The following is a 15,841-nucleotide window of genomic DNA, read 5'->3' as shown; positions in this document are numbered from 1 at the left end:
GCCCATGATGCAAGAGTACATCCTAATTCTAATCAGCACCGTGCTGGTTAATAATTTTGTATTGGTCAAGTTTTTAGGCCTTTGCCCTTTTATGGGCGTGTCTAAAAAGACCGATGCGGCTCTGGGCATGGGATTGGCTACGACCTTTGTGATGACATTGTCATCAGTACTCAGTTACATCATTTTCACTTATCTGTTGCAACCTTTCGGGCTCGAATACCTGCAGACCATTGGTTTCATTCTTGCCATTGCCGCAGTAGTCGGCTTTACTGAAATGGCCATTCACAAGACCAGTCCAACCTTATACCAAGTATTGGGAATCTACCTGCCACTGATCACCACCAACTGTGCGGTATTAGGGGTAGCCCTGCTGAATGTCGGTGAAAAGAACGACTTTATCGAATCTGCGGTATACGGTTTCGGGGCTGCGATGGGCTTCACCCTGGTGATGATTCTGTTCGCGTCCATTCGTGAACGTGTCGATGCTTCCGACGTGCCTACCCCTTTCAAAGGAGCACCCATCGCCCTGATCACTGCAGGATTGATGTCAATGGCCTTTATGGGCTTTGGTGGTTTGGTCAAATGATTGAAGCGATTCTCATTTTTCTCGCTCTGGCCGTTCTGTTTGGGCTACTGCTTGGTTACGCTTCGATCCGCTTTAAGGTGGAAGGCAATCCGGAAGCCGAACAAATCGATAAAATCTTGCCGCAAACCCAATGCGGGCAATGCGGTTACCCGGGTTGCAAACCTTATGCCGAGGCGGTGGCCAACCGAGAGGCCGACATCAACCAGTGCATTCCCGGCGGTAATGAGGTGATGATTAAAATATCCGAAATCACCGGACTGGAACCCAAGGCGATGGATGAGGCTGCGGCCGAACCAAAAGAGAAAGAGGTCGCCTTTATCAATGAGGATTTGTGCATCGGTTGCGTTTTATGCATTAAAGAATGCCCAGTCGATGCCATTCTTGGGGCCACCAAAATGATGCATACCGTAATAGAGAAAGAGTGCACCGGATGTGAATTATGCGTTCCGGTCTGCCCGGTCGATTGCATCGATATGATCCCGCCAAAAGTCACGCCCAATGACTGGAAATGGCCAGAACCTAATTTTTTAAATGAGGACGACAGATGAACTTTTTCATGCTTGTCGTCAAACAATTGTCCAAAATCTATCCGTCTGCCAAACGTTGGGCTTATCGCTTCCATGGTGGGGTGTTTCCACGCTACAACAAGTCCTTGTCAGCCAGCCAACCCATTCGTCCACAACTGATACCGGAAAAGTTGATTTTACCTTTGCAGCAACAGGTAGGCTTGCCCGCTTGCCCCATTGTTCAGGTTGGCGACAAGGTAAAGAAAAACCAACTGTTGGCCAAACCGTCAAAAGACCCTCAAAAGGCTCTGAGTGTACCGATTCATGCCCCTACCTCCGGAACCATCATCGCTATCGAAGAGGCGACTCTAGCACATCCGTCGGGTCTGGAAGGTGTCTGTATCATCTTACAACCGGACGGGGCCAACCAGGCCATTGAAAATGCCCTTGAGGTCGATGGATCATTACCCAAAACCCCGGTCGAGCTAAAATCCGTTTTATTAAAATCGGGCATTGTCGGCATGGGCGGAGCCGGCTTCCCAACTTACGCCAAACTCCCAAACGAGCGCGGTCGCATCCATACCCTACTGATTAACGGCGCCGAGTGCGAACCGTTCATAACCTGTGACGACCTTTTGATGCAGACCCAGGCCGAAGCCATCATAAAAGGCGCCTTGCTGACCGCCGAAGCCTTGGGCGCAGAACGCATCATTTGCGGCATCGAAACCAATAAACCGGCTGCGATTCAAGCCATGAAAAAAGCGGCCGCATCCACATCCGTTGAAATCAAAGAGGTGGCAACAGTCTATCCAATGGGTGGACAAAAACAGCTTACCCTGGAACTCACAGGAATAGAGACGCCGCATGATTCCCATGCCGTTGATATCGGTTTATTAATGATGAATGTGGCGACCTTAACCGCAATCTACCGAGCCGTCTCGCTGGGCGACCCTCTGACGTCAAGATTGGTGACCGTTTCAGGATTAGGGCTTGAAAAACCCTTCAATATGGATGTCATGATCGGCACGCCTTTCAATAGCCTCGCACAGGCCGCCAAGCCCAAAGTCAAACTTGACTATCCCTTGGTCATGGGTGGGCCTATGATGGGCTTTCAAGTAAAAAGCAATGAAGTACCAGTACTGAAAACCACAAATTGCGTGTTAGCTAACCCGCCTGAACCAGTTGACATGCAGATGCCTTGTATTCGCTGTGGCGAGTGCATGGATGTCTGTCCAGTCAACCTCTTACCCCAGCAGATGTATTGGTATAGTCAGGCGCATGAATTTGACAAAGTTGAAAAACTTCAGGTATTTGATTGCATTGAATGTGGCTGTTGCAGCTATGTTTGTCCAAGCCACATTCCACTGGTGCAATATTACCGTCACGCCAAATCGGAAATCAAAGCGATTCATGCCGAAGAAAAAGCCGTAGAATTAGCCAAACAGCGTCATGAATTCAAACTCGCACGGATAGAGCGTGAAAAACAAGAGCGCGAGGCTCGTTTGAAAGCCAAAAAAGAGGCGGTCAAACAGGCCGCTGCCAAAACGGAAGACTCATCAGAAAAAACGCCGGCAAAAAAGGCTGCTGGTGCGGCCGCCGCCGCCAGAGCAGCCGCAGCAAAACGCGCGATGCAAAAAGGAAACAAACCATCCTCCGGTTCTGACAAAGCCATGCCTTCGGCACGCTTGAAAGCGATTGAAGCGGCCAAGAAAGCGGCTCAAAACTCCGAACTGGAAGCAGGCTCGACGGCATCCATGAAATCAAGCACAGGCGACGCCAAATCCAAAGCACGTCAGGCGGCCCAAAAAGCCGCTCAAAAGCGTGCCCAAAAGGTCAAAGCCCAAAGTGAACCTGCAAACAAGGATGCAAAAACAAACCTCAAATCCGAGTCTTCGTCACCCACAAAAGAGCCCTCCGCTGAGGCAATTAGCCTAGACCTGACCCAGACAAGCGAAGCGACGACGGCCTCCAAAAAAGAAGCGGCCCGTAAAGCCGCAATGCAAGCGGCCAGAGCGGCCGCAAAAAAGCGCAAGGTATCATCGAGTGACCATCAAGTGTCTTCAGACAAACCTTCTGGAGAGCGTTCGGATAACCAAACGCACCAGCAGGATGAAAACTCCGACAAACGTCAAAAGGCGATGGAAGCCGCACGGAAACGAGCCAAACAACGACAAGCTGAAAAAAATCAAGCTGCGGATAACCAGGAGAACACCTAAGTGAGTCAATCGATACTGTCTTCCTCCCCCTATACGCATAACAATCAAAGTGTCCGCAAGGTGATGTTGCAGGTACAGATTGCTGCCCTGCCCGCACTCATCGCCCATATTTACCTGTTTGGCTTCGGCATTGCCATTCAATGGATGCTGGCGGTGGCGACGGCCTTGGTGGTGGAGTACGTCATGCTTAAATTACGCGGGCGTCCAGTTCTCCCTTTCATTTCCGACATGAGCGCGCTGATCACCATAACGGGACTGGTTTTCTGCATTCCACCTGAAGCCCCTTGGTGGGTCATTGTCACCGGAAGTGCCTTTGCACTGACCTTCGGAAAACACCTTTACGGTGGACTTGGATACAATCCCTTCAATCCGGCGATGCTCGGTTATGCGTTTCTGTTAATTTCCTTCCCTGTACAAATGACCCAATGGGCCTTGCCAATAGAATACACCGGTGAAGCCCTGAATCTGCTTCAGTCTGCCCAGGTGATTTTCACCGGACAAATACCCGGACTCTCTATGGATATGTATACCGGCGCGACCCCGCTCAATGAAGTGCGTAATGGTCTGTCACAAGGCTTGAGCGTCCAGGACACCCTAAATAACAGTGCGCTCTCTTCCCTATGGGGCTTAAGTAGCTGGGGATGGATCAATGTCGCGTTTCTGCTTGGTGGGGTGTGGATGATTTACTCGGGTGTCATCAGCTGGCAATACCCGGTCGGCTTCCTTGGCTCCCTTGCTGCAATCAGTTTGCTATTCAACCAGATTGACCCGGCCACCTACCCGCCTGTCGATTTTGTTTTACTGACAGGTGGAACCATGTTGGCGGCGTTTTTCATCATCACCGATCCAGTCACTGCCAGCACCACGCCTCGTGGCAAGTTGATCTACGCCTGCGGCATCGGCATTCTGGTCTACGTTATTCGTAATTGGGGGGCTTTTCCGGATGGGATCGCCTTCGCAATCCTGTTGATGAACATTGCGGTACCGCTAATCGATCAATACACTCAGCCCCGTGTGTTTGGTCATAACCGATGAGTCTTGGTGCCATGAAATCATCAAACAACCCCAATATTCTTAAAACCAGTCTTCGTTCGGCGGTCAAATTAAGCCTGTTTGTCGTCGTCAGCGTCATTTTATTATTGGCGGTCAAGGCCCTCACCGATCCGCTGGTCGCCAAAGCGGAAAAACAAACCCTGCTGTCGACCTTCGATGAAGTCTTACCGGTTGATTTATATGACAACAATCCAATTCAAGACACCCTTCTCATTGAAGACTCAGGCTCTTTGAAACAACTGGGCAGCGACGAAGTCGTTACGCTCTATCGGGCACGCAAAGCTGGCAAGCCTGTAGGGGTCATACTCACCGCCATCGCACCAAACGGTTATAGTGGTCAAATACATTTACTGATTGGCGTCTTAGCCGATGGTCGTATTTCAGGTGTACGCGTACTTAAACACAAAGAGACCCCGGGGCTGGGGGACAAAATTGAAATTGCTAAAAACCCATGGATACTGGAGTTCGACGGTCGCAATCTGCGTGAGGATAACGATCCTCGCTGGGCGGTTAAAAAGGACGGCGGAGATTTTGATCAGTTTACCGGCGCCACAATCACGCCGCGTGCAGTCGTCGGAGCCGTCAAACGAACCCTGAAATGGATCAATCAACAAGGAGAGACGCTCTATGACTGACATTGCACAGGGCCAAGAAGTTCCCGCTGAAACTCCCACAAATTCCTCTCAACAGAGCGCCTGGCAAGACTACCGTAAAATCGCCGAGAACGGTTTATGGAACAACAACCAAGCGCTGGTTGCACTGCTTGGGCTGTGCCCTCTGCTGGCGGTCTCCAATAATACTGTAAACGGCTTAGGACTCGGCCTGGCGACCTTGCTGGTTCTAATGTCTTCCAATATTTTGGTCTCGCTGATCCGAAACCATGTGTCCGACGAGATCCGCATCCCGGTATTCATCGCCATCATTGCCACCGCGGTGACCATCATTGACCTTCTGATGAACGCCTACTTCCATACATTGCATGGCATTTTGGGGATATTCATCCCGCTGATTGTAACCAACTGTGCGATATTGGGTCGTGCTGAAGCCTACGCCTCGAAAAACACTGTGGACAAAGCCATTGTCGATGCATTCTTCATGGGGCTTGGTTTCCTGTTCATTCTGGTTCTGCTGGGAGCCATGCGTGAAATCATCGGCAACGGCACATTGTTTGACCAGGCCTATTTGATGTTCGGCGAAAACGCCCGCAGCTGGACAATCGATTTTGGAGAACATTATCAAGGTGTGTTGCTTGCCATTCTGCCACCTGGCGCCTTTATCGGACTGGGTCTATTGATTGCATTCAAAAACTATGTGGATGCCAAAAAAACCAATAAACAACAGAATCAGCTTAACATTCAAATCGCCGTCAATTCAGTACGGCATCTGAACTAGGATCTGCTTTAAACTCACAGAAAAACCGGCCATGAATAAACAAAAACGACTAGAAATATTTGAACGCTTGAGCGCCGCCATTCCGGAGCCGGAAACGGAGCTGAACTACAGCACACCCTTCGAATTGCTGATTGCCGTGATCCTCTCTGCTCAGGCGACCGATAAAGGCGTCAATATCGCCACGGCCAAATTGTTTCCGGTCGCCAACACCCCTGAGGCCATTTACGCTTTGGGCGTAGAGGGATTAAAAACCTATATCAAAACCATCGGTCTGTTCAATACCAAAGCCGAGAACATTATCAAAACCTGCAAGATGTTGGTGAACTTGCACGATTCTCAGGTGCCCGATAACCGAAAAGATCTCGAAGCCTTGCCCGGTGTCGGCCGTAAAACCGCCAATGTAGTGCTCAACACCGCTTTTGGGCAGCCGACCATGGCGGTAGACACCCACATATTCCGCGTCTCCAACCGAACCAAACTGGCTCCGGGAAAAACCGTCTTGGAAGTGGAAAAAAACCTGCTCAAGTTCGTTCCCAAGGCATACTTGATTCCGGCGCATCATCTATTGATTTTGCATGGCCGTTACACTTGTACCGCGCGCAAACCAAGATGTGGCGCCTGTTGCATCTACGATTTATGTGAATACAAAGACAAAACCGAGTAATAGAACCCTTATGTTTTACACCTCCGAAAGAGATCGACTTCGCCAATTTTATGCCGACACTTGGAATAAGGCACGCACCGGTCAACCAATGGACGCTATGGAACAGATGGTGGCCAGAGTCATTGAGATGCATCCCGAATATCATGCCATGCTCAACAATGAGAAACACCTGGGCAATGAATACAAACCCGAAGACGGTGAAACCAATCCGTTTTTGCACATGGGCATGCATTTGGCGCTCCAGGAACAGGTGGCACTTGACCGACCCCAGGGAATTCAGGCCGTCTATCAGCAGCTTGGCGAACGTTTTGGAGACGTCATGGCCACCGAGCATGCGATGATGGATTGTCTGGCGGAATCACTTTGGCAGGCGCAACGTGATCAGACTGAACCCGACGAAAGTGCTTATTTGCGCTGCCTGCAGAGTTTGCTGATCAAATAATTTTGGCTGAGTAATCAACGTGCCATGAAGAACTCAAACTTAAAACCATCCGATCAACCATAAGTAAAAATCAAAATAACCACATATAAACAATAACTTAAACAGGAAATTCCAATGGAACTTTCACCCATGAAACGCGCCCTTCGAAACAGTCTGCTCATCAGTTTGGTGGTCGGCGGTCTGGTCATTTATCAAGGGCAAACACTTCTAAACAGCCTGATGACGACTCTCTTTACTTTTGCCGTCACTTTCCCGGCCTTATGGCTCTCTTTCCGCTACACGCAAAACCTGCTCAACAAATACAAACAACAGGCCGAAAACTCAGCACAAGAGCAAACAGAGCGTGGCTCTAATGATTCTAGTGATCCTAATAACCCGCATGGCTCTAAAGGAAATCAATAAGCTCCAGCCAAAACAGACAGGCCTGCCTGTTTTGGCGTGCGCTCTTCCTATCAACACCACGTGCAGGACTTCCAAATTTTTTTCGCCCCTGTGGTCTTTCAGAAGCTTGCCAAATAATTATCATCCTGCGCACTGCAAAACACTTTATCTCTGACTGAAAATGGCATCTAATAGCGTTGTAATTTTCCTTTACATCCTGCGGCTCAGCAAGCCGAGTCTACTAAGAGACACACAACATGCCCCAAAGCAATCTGATCTATACCCTATGCTATTGCGCCAACTTTGAATTTAATGAACTCCACACCCACTTGAATCAGCATTATGACTCGAAGCGTTTCCGCAATGTCATAGAACTCAAATGGAAACACGGCGACGTCTATATATTTGACTACGGCGTGGTGGTATTTTGGAATGTCGACCCCTACGATCGCCATGATCTGCTTGAAAAACTCACGTCGTTTAGCAATCAAATCCTCATGCAGCTGATTGAGGATGAGTTTACCTTCTCAAGCGACGGACACGCGCTCAGCATCAAAAATGACCATATATCACTCAATCGTGACGAGCCGCTGGTCCGTTTAGCGCTCTCCCACGGACTGGCGCAATCCACCAAATTAGCGCATTTTGAGTTCCAGGTTCAGAACACCATCAATGACACCGCTTATATTCCCAAAAACATTGCTGACACCGGCAAGTCCAAACTGTCCGCTAAAGCACTCTCCAAGCTGCGAGGGCATCTGTTTATCAGCAAAAGCAATATCATGCTGAATTACGACCTATTGGATGTGCCCGACTTTTTTTGGGAAAACCCTGAACTCGATAGCCTGTATGGCACAGTGTCCGACTATCTTGAGATAAAGCAGAGAATCGAGGTACTCAGTAAAAAACTGGAAACCATTCACGAGCTCTTTGAAATGATGTCCGAAGAACAGAAGCATAAGCACTCTTCTTTGCTGGAATGGATCATCATCTGGCTGATCACCTTCGAGGTATTTGTGACCATATTTCATGACTTGCTGGGTTACATTTAAGATTCGGCCAGGAATCAACAGGCCTGGTTGAACACCACAAAAAAACCGATTGCCACACATCGTCGCAACCGGTTGAATTCACTGGTTCTGGCAGGAGTGACGGTCACAATCGGCAAAAAATGCCGAACGCTGACCTGCAATTCAAGAATTCAGTCAAACTCAGGTTTTGAATTCTCTGATGAGTTTGCTCAACTGTCTGGCCAAATCGCCTACCTGAGAACTAGAATCGAACGTTTTTGCCGCTCCATTTGCAGCCTCTTCCGCCACATCACTGATTTTCTCAATGCTGGCATTGGCCTCTTCGGCTTGCCTGCGCTGATTCTCGGAGGCACTGGCAATCTGACTGTTCATCTGGTTAATGGTGCTCACCGCTGAATCGATCGCCTTAAGCGAAGTGCCCGCTTGGTGCGCTTGTTCAACACTCTGATTGGCCTGTTCACGGCCTCGGTTCATCACCCCGACAGCCTGCTGGGCGGCAAGCTGCAAGTGTTCAATAGTCACTTCAATCTCTTTGGTGGAGTCCTGAGTTCGGCTCGCTAGGATTCTGACCTCGTCGGCCACCACAGCAAATCCACGACCGTGCTCACCGGCTCGCGCCGCCTCAATAGCCGCATTGAGCGCCAAAAGATTGGTCTGCTCTGCAATGTCCTTGATCACATCCAAAACCGTACCGATGGTTTCGCTGTCCTGTCTTAAACTTTTGATGACTTCGGCGGCCTGCTCAACCTCTTCCGCCAACTTACCGATCGCCTCGACCGTGTTATGTACGACATCAGAGCCTTTGCGGGTTTCGGCGTTGGCCTCATTGGCGGCATTGGAGGCTTCCAAAGCATGTTTGGACATGTCGATGACCGCCTCATTCATACGCTCCATGCTCAAGGCCACATTATGCGTATCGCGTTTCTGTTGATCCAGACCCGCCTGGGTGGATTCACTGACACTGACCATTTGCGAAGAAGCCTGATTGAGGTGTTCGGAAACATCGGCAATGCGTTTGATCATGGTGCGAAGATTTTGCGCCATCAGATTAAAACTCATGGCCATATCGCCGATAAAGTCATTGCTCTGCATCACACATTTATGCGAAATGTCGTTGTTACTGATGGCATTAGCCACTTCACCAATACGTTTTAGGCGCTGCAACAACATCTTGTTCAACAGCCAGAAGTTGAACAACCCAATACTGATTCCGGCAATAATGCAGGAAAGAATAAACCAAACCAGCATGCCGTCTTTCCATTCCACGAACAGGTTCGCGAAAAATGGGAAAATGATGCCCATCGCAATACCGAAAGACATAAACGCCAGAAACATATTTCTAAGAATGCTGGGCTTGCTAAAATCAAATGAAATCATAACCGGTTTTTCCTGTATTCCCCATCGATGATAGAGACGTATTTTTAAAGCGAATTAAGTTAGCTGGGTTAAAGCAATATCCTAGCCAACTTAATTCAGTTAAACACTTAAAACCTTGAGAAAGATAAATCAGCCTGGAATCAAACCTGAAGATGCACCAGAGTAATGTCATCGGTTAATCCCGAATCTCCAGCAAAGTCATTGACCGCCTGTTGAATACTTGCCAATTGGCGTTGTTGCTGTAAGCACTCAGCCAACAGGTTTTGCAAACGCTGAGAGCCAAACAGCTCACCTTCGACTGAACGCGACTCGACCACGCCATCGGAATAGGCAAACAAATGATCGCCCTCCTCAACCTGAAGAACAGCTGAAGAAACCGCAGACAAATCCTTTTGAATACCCAACGCAAAGCTGCTGGAAGGCACCTGTTGGACAAGCTGGTGGCCACGGTAGTGCAGCAGATCGGGCATGCCGTAATTCCAGACCGTTATTTGCTTCTGATCCACCTGCCATTCAACCAAAAGTGCAGCCATAAACATTTCCGCGGACATTTTATGACAGAGTTCGTAGTTGAGCTTAAGCAGAATCTCCTGCAGAGACCGTTCTTGTTCAGTCAGCATATAAAACAGCGCCGACACCAAGGGAGCGCTCAGTGCCGCCGGCAATCCGTGCCCGGTAAAGTCGCCAATCAATAGATACTGTTTGCCGCTTTGCGTTTTGGAAGACAACACCAAATCGCCATTGGTGCGGTTCAGTGGTGTCATCACAAAATTGAGGGAATCATGAACAAACTTTGCATCGTCGCGCATTTTCAAAATAATGTCTTCGATATAGGTGCGTTCCCTCTTAAGCTCTGAGTTCTGTTCAGCAAGTTTTCTTTGGGATTCCGACAAACTCAAGTGCGTTCCAATTCTGGCAAGCAATAACGATTCGGTAAAAGGCTTGGTGATGAAATCCACCGCCCCCAAATCAAAGCCCTTTTTCTCGTCTGCCGCCTCCACCTTTGCGGTCAAGAAAATAATCGGGATATCGCGTGTTTCAATCCGGCTTTTGAGTTGACGACACACTTCATAACCGTCCATATGCGGCATAGTAATATCCAATAGAATTAGGTCGGGTTTGCGTAAACTCACCGCGTCTAGACAGGCCTGCCCATTTTCCAACAGGGTCAAATCATAAAGTTCTTCAAGTAAATCTTCTAGAACAAAACGATTAATAGGCTCGTCATCAACCGCCAACAAATAAGGCTTTGCAGTCATTTTTCACCTTTTTTTCAATCCAGCTGATCAATTCTTAAAGTCTGCATGGATAAAGTAAACACCAGCATGGTTCCGCCTTCTGGCAGGTTTTCAGCCCATATCTGGCCGTGATGGGCTTGGATTATCTCGCGGCAAATCGACAACCCAAGTCCTGTACCCAGTGTTTTTCCGTTTTTCGGATAGGTTTGCACAAACTTGTCAAACACCGCCTCGATCGATTCTTCATCAATGCCGGGACCTTGATCCATGACCCTAACCTGCAAATATTGACCACCATCGACTTGATAGTCAATCTTGATGCGCCCTCCTCTCGGGGAAAACTTAATGGCATTTGACAGCAGGTTGGCTAAAACCTGCGTCACTCTAAAGGCATCGAAATAGGCGACCTGAGCGCTAGACGGACTCACCACCGTCAGTTCTTTGTCGAGCAAAGTGGATTCTTGCTCGGCAAGGGCTTGACCAATCACCCCGGTTAGATCCTGCAAAGCAAAATGAAAGTCCATTTTTCCGGTTTCCAATTTCGCCGAATCAAGCAATTCATTAAGCAAAACCAACAAACGCTGGGCACTGCTATTAATTAAACTGAAATAGCGTCCCAGCTTTTGTCTGTCGGCAGTTTCAAAACGACTTTCACCCAGGTTTGCATAACTCAAGATACCGTGTAAGGGCGTTCTAATTTCATGTGACATATTGGCCAAAAATTCCGACTTGGCCTGATTGGCTTTCTCGGCATTGTCTTTGGCCAAAATGATTTCGCTCTGCAACTGCTTGCGTTTGGAAATATCACGGAAAGCGATATGGATGATGGTACGCCCATATAACTCCAGTCTGGTCAACACCACATCCGTCCAAAAAGGTTCGCCATCGGCACGCACATTCATCCATTCAAAAGCATGGGAACCTTTCTTCAAACACTGCTTGAGCATACGATTCCCTTTGCGCAAAGAAGTCTCGCCATCCGGTTGATACTCGGGCGAAAAAACATGGCTCGGAAGCTTTAGAACCCTCTCTTTGGAAGCGTAGCCAAAAGTCTTCAAAGTGGCTTCATTACAGTTTATGATATGACGCCCCTCGGTCAGAAAGATTCCGTCAGTCGATTTTTCAAACACGGTTTCAAAGGCGTTCTTCTGCTCCTGCAGTTCCTGAGTGTATTTTTTCAATTCCGCTTGCAGCAAACTGTTATCAAGCGATAAGGCACGATAAGTCAGCCGTTCGGTCAAATCGCGAACAAAACAGGCCACCACTTCATGTCCGTCTATGACAAATTTGGTTGCACTGATCTCCACCGGAAATTCACTGCCGCTTTTTCGTATATGAATACTTTGCACCAAAACTTTTTGCCCGACTTTAAGCTCATTACACATGGCGTCAAGCTCTTGCTTTGTATAACGGGCCTCAATCTGACTGAGGTTCATGCTTAAACATTGAGATCGCGGGTAGCCCAACATCTTGCAGGCCTCCTGGTTGACATTCAGTATGTCACCGTCGCAATTCACCAGATAAAAGCCATCGGAACTTTGCTCGATCAGTTGTTGATAACGGCCTCTTTGTTCTTCCAAATGGCGTCGGTTCTGCTGGCTGACCAAACGAAACCGAAAATAACCGAATACAAACAGAGCCACCAGCAGGCTGATCGCAACGCCATTGAGGATGGGACGTTTGTTAAGCAACAACTGATGTACTTCATATTCGGGGATCTGTCGAAGGTCGACGCAGGCGGACAGTTCCCAGTCGCGATTGCCGACAGTGAACAGGCTACTGTCTTCTCGATAATGACCGGAGGAGACAGGATGAGCTCTGTGCTCATCGACAAACGCCTTGGAAAGGCTATCGGTGACGTCTTTAATGGAATAACTCAAATAGGAGGAAAGCAGGTAATCCTGTTTAACGAAATTCAGAAAATCATTCATTCGCAAAATTAACAAAACATACCCTTTCAGTTCCGCAGGGTGCGTGTCAGAAAAAATCGGTTGGTAAATCAATGCCGCCTTCTGATCGCCGGTCTCCTGAACCAGTTGAAATGGCGGGCTGATGACCGTCTCTCGCAAGACGGCAGCCTGCTCAATGGTCTGTTTTTGGGAGGGTATCGATGCAACGTCCAGACCCAATGCGCGTTCATTTCCGGCCATCGGATAAACATAATCCACCACCACATAGGTGTCTGATTCGGGAGCGCTGATCAGTTCTCCGTTTTGCCAGGCCATGATGGAAAATTGTTCATAGCCTTCGTCACGAACCGAGTTTTCATAGGCGTGACGTTGTGAATGCGAAATAACCGGAAGCCATTCCAACGCCTGTATGGCGTGTCTTGAAGAGGTCAGAACCTGAGCGTAATGGTTGAAATCATTGCGGCTCACCTGCTCGCTGAAATTAAACACGGCGGCCAAACTTTCCAAACGCTCAACTTCGTTGCGCATCGCACGACTGACCGCTTGGTAGAAGCTTTGGGCGTGATCGGTAAAATGTGATTCCAGCGCTGCGTTGTTTTTTTCAACCAAAAAGTTATAACGCATTCCGGTTAGCGCCAAGCCCAGTAAAAACACCAAAGCACTGAGCAGATAGACCTGTTTATTGGAGCGAATCCAGTGCACGCAAATCCCTTTTTTTAAGTCAATAAAACGGTCTGAGGCTGAAAGTGACCAGGCTTCATTTTAGCCTATCCTCTTTCAAAAAGGGCTCAAAAAGACACGGCCGCGATTCAACTCATTTATGGTCACATAATAGCCAGTTGAGTCGCTTCTTCCTCTAAAATAGCTTTATCAATACCTCTAAATCAGCCTAATGCACACAATCGCATAGAATCGCATGAACAAACCCCTGTTTCAAACTACGCATGTCATGCGGAATTGGGTATGATGGGGGTTTCAAAAAGGAGCTTCCATTATGTTACACAGCAACCAGCCCGCGCCGGATTTCAGCGTACTCAATCAACATCAGCAGACGGTCACTTTAAGCGATTTCATCGGACATAAAAATGTGGTGCTCTATTTTTATCCAAAAGACGACACACCGGGTTGCACCATTGAAGCCAATGAATTCACTCAAATGGCCAATGAGTTCGCGACAGCGGATACCGTCGTGCTGGGTGTCAGCAAAGATTCGTGCGCAAGCCATCAGACCTTTATCGACAAATTTTCTTTGCAGGTGGAGCTGCTGGCGGATACTTCGGGAGAGCTCTGCGAAGCTTATGCCGTATGGCAGGAAAAAGAGAGAAACGGAGTCAAAAAAATGGGCATCGTGCGTTCCACCTTTATCATCGACAAACAAGGCATGCTCGCATATGCTGAGTATGGCGTGAGCCCGGAAGGCCATGCAGCGGCCATACTCGAGAAAGTCAAAACCCTATAAAGCATTCAATTCCTTTAAAGAGTCACTTCACTAAAATGGACAGGCCTGTTCATTTTGGTGGTTCTCTTCAAGGATACTACTGAATTCGGCCGACCTTGAACTTGCGGCCCTTGATTTTGCTTTGATTCAACTCCTTGACCACTTTTGCGACCTGTTCGCGTTCAATGGCCACATAGGTGGAATGATCCACTACATCGATCTTGCCAACGTACTGGCCGTCCACGCCCGCCTGCTTGATGATCGCCCCAAGCACATCGCCGCGACGCAACTTGTCTTTTCGGCCTCCGGAGATATATAGGGTCTCATATTTTGGCTGCACCCGGTTTCCGCGCACACTCGGTAGCGTATCGATGGACTCATAGGCCAAGGCATGACCTTGAAAGGCACTCAGGTTATCGAGTTTGTAACGTTCTTTTTCGGTAAACAGGGTGATGGCCGTGCCTTCCAGTCCGGCTCGTCCGGTGCGGCCAATGCGGTGGGTATAGGTCTCATGGTTGCGCGGCAGTTCAAAATTGATGACCACGGGCAAGGCGGCAATATCCAGTCCACGCGCCGCCACATCAGTGGCAACCAGAAGATTCACACTGTGGTGTTTGAAACGAATCAGAATCTGTTCACGCTCGCGTTGTTCCATATCGCCATGCAACGCCACAACACTGAAACCCTTTTCTCTCAGAAAGTCGGTGACTTCCTGTACCAGTGCTTTGGTATTGCAAAAAATCATGCCGTGTTCGAAAGCGTTGAAAGCCAGGAGTTTAACCAGACTGTCGAGCTTATCCTTATGGTGACAAATGAAAAACTGCTGATCGATGCTGTCCATACCATGATGGGCTTCAACCACCACCTGCATCGGGTTCTTTTGAAAACGACGACTGATGTATTCGATGTCATCCGGGAAGGTTGCGGAAAACAGCAAGGTCTGACGGTCCATTGAGGTATAGCCGATGATCTCGACCATCTCTTCTTTGAATCCCATTTCCAGCATACGATCCGCTTCATCCAGCACCAGCGTCTCAACACCGCTGATATCAAGATTCCCCTTTAGAATATGGTCCTTCAAACGACCCGGCGTGCCCACCACCACATGCGCGCCATGCTCCAGCGAACTGATTTGCGGACGCATCGGCACACCACCGCAGAGCACCACGACTTTGATATTGTGCTGAAAACGCGCCAGACGCCGCAACTCTTCGGCCACCTGATTGCTGAGCTCGCGCGTCGGACAAATCACCAGACCTTGCACCGCAAAAATCTTGGGATCGATCTTATCCAGCATCGGAATGCCGAAGGCGGCGGTTTTGCCACTTCCGGTTTTGGCCTGGGCAATCATATCCTTGCCCCCCAAAGCCAGTGGCAAAGCCTGCTCCTGAATCGGAGTCATGAACTCATAGCCTAAGGCCTTGAGGTTTTCCAACTGCGCAGTGGGCAGTTCCAGATGTTCAAAAGTTGAAGCCATGTGTGTTCTCATTTATCCATACAGAATGAAAGTTCGGCTAACCCATCACCGGTTTTGCATAGTGTCCTGTTATCAGAAACACACCAACGGCAGTGGATATTTAAAGGGGTGTTATTCAAGCTCTATTTGA

At 48.7% G+C, this 15,841-nt stretch carries 15 protein-coding genes; 11 read left to right on the top strand and 4 right to left on the bottom strand.

Annotated elements, in window-relative coordinates:
• The first annotated feature begins 7 nt into the window (after nt 1–7).
• From rsxA to B076_RS0105455, 10 genes are all read left to right on the top strand, one after another.
• Entirely contained in the window at nt 8–586 is a 579-nt protein-coding gene (gene rsxA / locus B076_RS0105500; RefSeq protein WP_028486432.1) for an electron transport complex subunit RsxA, read from the top strand.
• A complete protein-coding gene (gene rsxB / locus B076_RS0105495) occupies nt 583–1,134 on the top strand; it encodes an electron transport complex subunit RsxB (RefSeq protein WP_028486431.1) in 552 nt (183 codons plus the stop codon). The genes rsxA and rsxB overlap by 4 nt, the downstream gene beginning before the upstream one ends.
• Complete coding sequence (gene rsxC / locus B076_RS12195; RefSeq protein WP_051347195.1) at nt 1,131–3,308, top strand: electron transport complex subunit RsxC; 2,178 nt, start codon at nt 1,131–1,133, stop codon at nt 3,306–3,308. Before rsxB ends, rsxC begins: the two co-directional genes overlap by 4 nt.
• Nucleotides 3,309–4,343, top strand: a complete 1,035-nt coding sequence (locus B076_RS0105485; RefSeq protein ID WP_028486430.1) for an RnfABCDGE type electron transport complex subunit D — start codon at nt 3,309–3,311, stop codon at nt 4,341–4,343.
• Between the two features lie 11 nt (nt 4,344–4,354).
• Nucleotides 4,355–4,996, top strand: coding sequence for an electron transport complex subunit RsxG (rsxG, locus tag B076_RS0105480; protein WP_028486429.1), 642 nt, complete (start codon nt 4,355–4,357; stop codon nt 4,994–4,996).
• Nucleotides 4,989–5,753 (top strand): electron transport complex subunit E, encoded by a 765-nt coding sequence (locus tag B076_RS12190; protein WP_084205715.1) that lies wholly within the window; start codon nt 4,989–4,991, stop codon nt 5,751–5,753. Before rsxG ends, B076_RS12190 begins: the two co-directional genes overlap by 8 nt.
• 31 nt (nt 5,754–5,784) lie before the next feature.
• Entirely contained in the window at nt 5,785–6,417 is a 633-nt protein-coding gene (gene nth / locus B076_RS0105470) for an endonuclease III (protein ID WP_028486428.1), read from the top strand.
• A gap of 10 nt (nt 6,418–6,427) precedes the next feature.
• Nucleotides 6,428–6,859 (top strand): DUF1841 family protein, encoded by a 432-nt coding sequence (locus B076_RS0105465; RefSeq protein ID WP_028486427.1) that lies wholly within the window; start codon nt 6,428–6,430, stop codon nt 6,857–6,859.
• 114 nt (nt 6,860–6,973) lie between these two features.
• The gene (locus tag B076_RS12185) at nt 6,974–7,261 is read left to right on the top strand and encodes a hypothetical protein (RefSeq protein WP_038150436.1); all 288 of its coding nucleotides are present in this window, start codon (nt 6,974–6,976) and stop codon (nt 7,259–7,261) included.
• A 236-nt stretch (nt 7,262–7,497) separates the two neighbouring features.
• The gene (locus tag B076_RS0105455) at nt 7,498–8,292 is read left to right on the top strand and encodes an RMD1 family protein (RefSeq protein WP_028486426.1); all 795 of its coding nucleotides are present in this window, start codon (nt 7,498–7,500) and stop codon (nt 8,290–8,292) included.
• A gap of 159 nt (nt 8,293–8,451) precedes the next feature.
• Here B076_RS0105455 and B076_RS0105450 read toward each other — a convergent pair whose 3' ends face one another.
• From B076_RS0105450 to B076_RS0105440, 3 genes are all read right to left on the bottom strand, one after another.
• Nucleotides 8,452–9,648 (bottom strand): methyl-accepting chemotaxis protein, encoded by a 1,197-nt coding sequence (locus tag B076_RS0105450; RefSeq protein WP_038150435.1) that lies wholly within the window; start codon nt 9,646–9,648, stop codon nt 8,452–8,454.
• 140 nt (nt 9,649–9,788) lie between these two features.
• Complete coding sequence (locus B076_RS0105445) at nt 9,789–10,907, bottom strand: PP2C family protein-serine/threonine phosphatase (RefSeq protein ID WP_028486424.1); 1,119 nt, start codon at nt 10,905–10,907, stop codon at nt 9,789–9,791.
• Nucleotides 10,908–10,921: 14 nt separating this feature from the next.
• Nucleotides 10,922–13,498: a CHASE domain-containing protein gene (locus B076_RS0105440; protein ID WP_028486423.1), complete on the bottom strand. Its 2,577-nt coding sequence runs from the start codon at nt 13,496–13,498 to the stop codon at nt 10,922–10,924.
• Nucleotides 13,499–13,790: 292 nt separating this feature from the next.
• Between B076_RS0105440 and B076_RS0105435 the strand changes: the two genes are divergently transcribed.
• Nucleotides 13,791–14,255, top strand: coding sequence for a peroxiredoxin (locus tag B076_RS0105435; RefSeq protein ID WP_028486422.1), 465 nt, complete (start codon nt 13,791–13,793; stop codon nt 14,253–14,255).
• A gap of 76 nt (nt 14,256–14,331) precedes the next feature.
• Here B076_RS0105435 and dbpA read toward each other — a convergent pair whose 3' ends face one another.
• Nucleotides 14,332–15,711: an ATP-dependent RNA helicase DbpA gene (gene dbpA, locus B076_RS0105430; RefSeq protein ID WP_028486421.1), complete on the bottom strand. Its 1,380-nt coding sequence runs from the start codon at nt 15,709–15,711 to the stop codon at nt 14,332–14,334.
• Nucleotides 15,712–15,841 lie beyond the last annotated feature (130 nt).

The sequence above is a fragment of the Thiomicrorhabdus chilensis DSM 12352 genome, assembly GCF_000483485.1.
In the GTDB taxonomy this organism is placed as follows: Bacteria; Pseudomonadota; Gammaproteobacteria; order Thiomicrospirales; family Thiomicrospiraceae; genus Thiomicrorhabdus; species Thiomicrorhabdus chilensis.
Note: the sequence above shows the minus strand (reverse complement) of the source record. Positions and strands in the feature narration are given on the sequence as shown.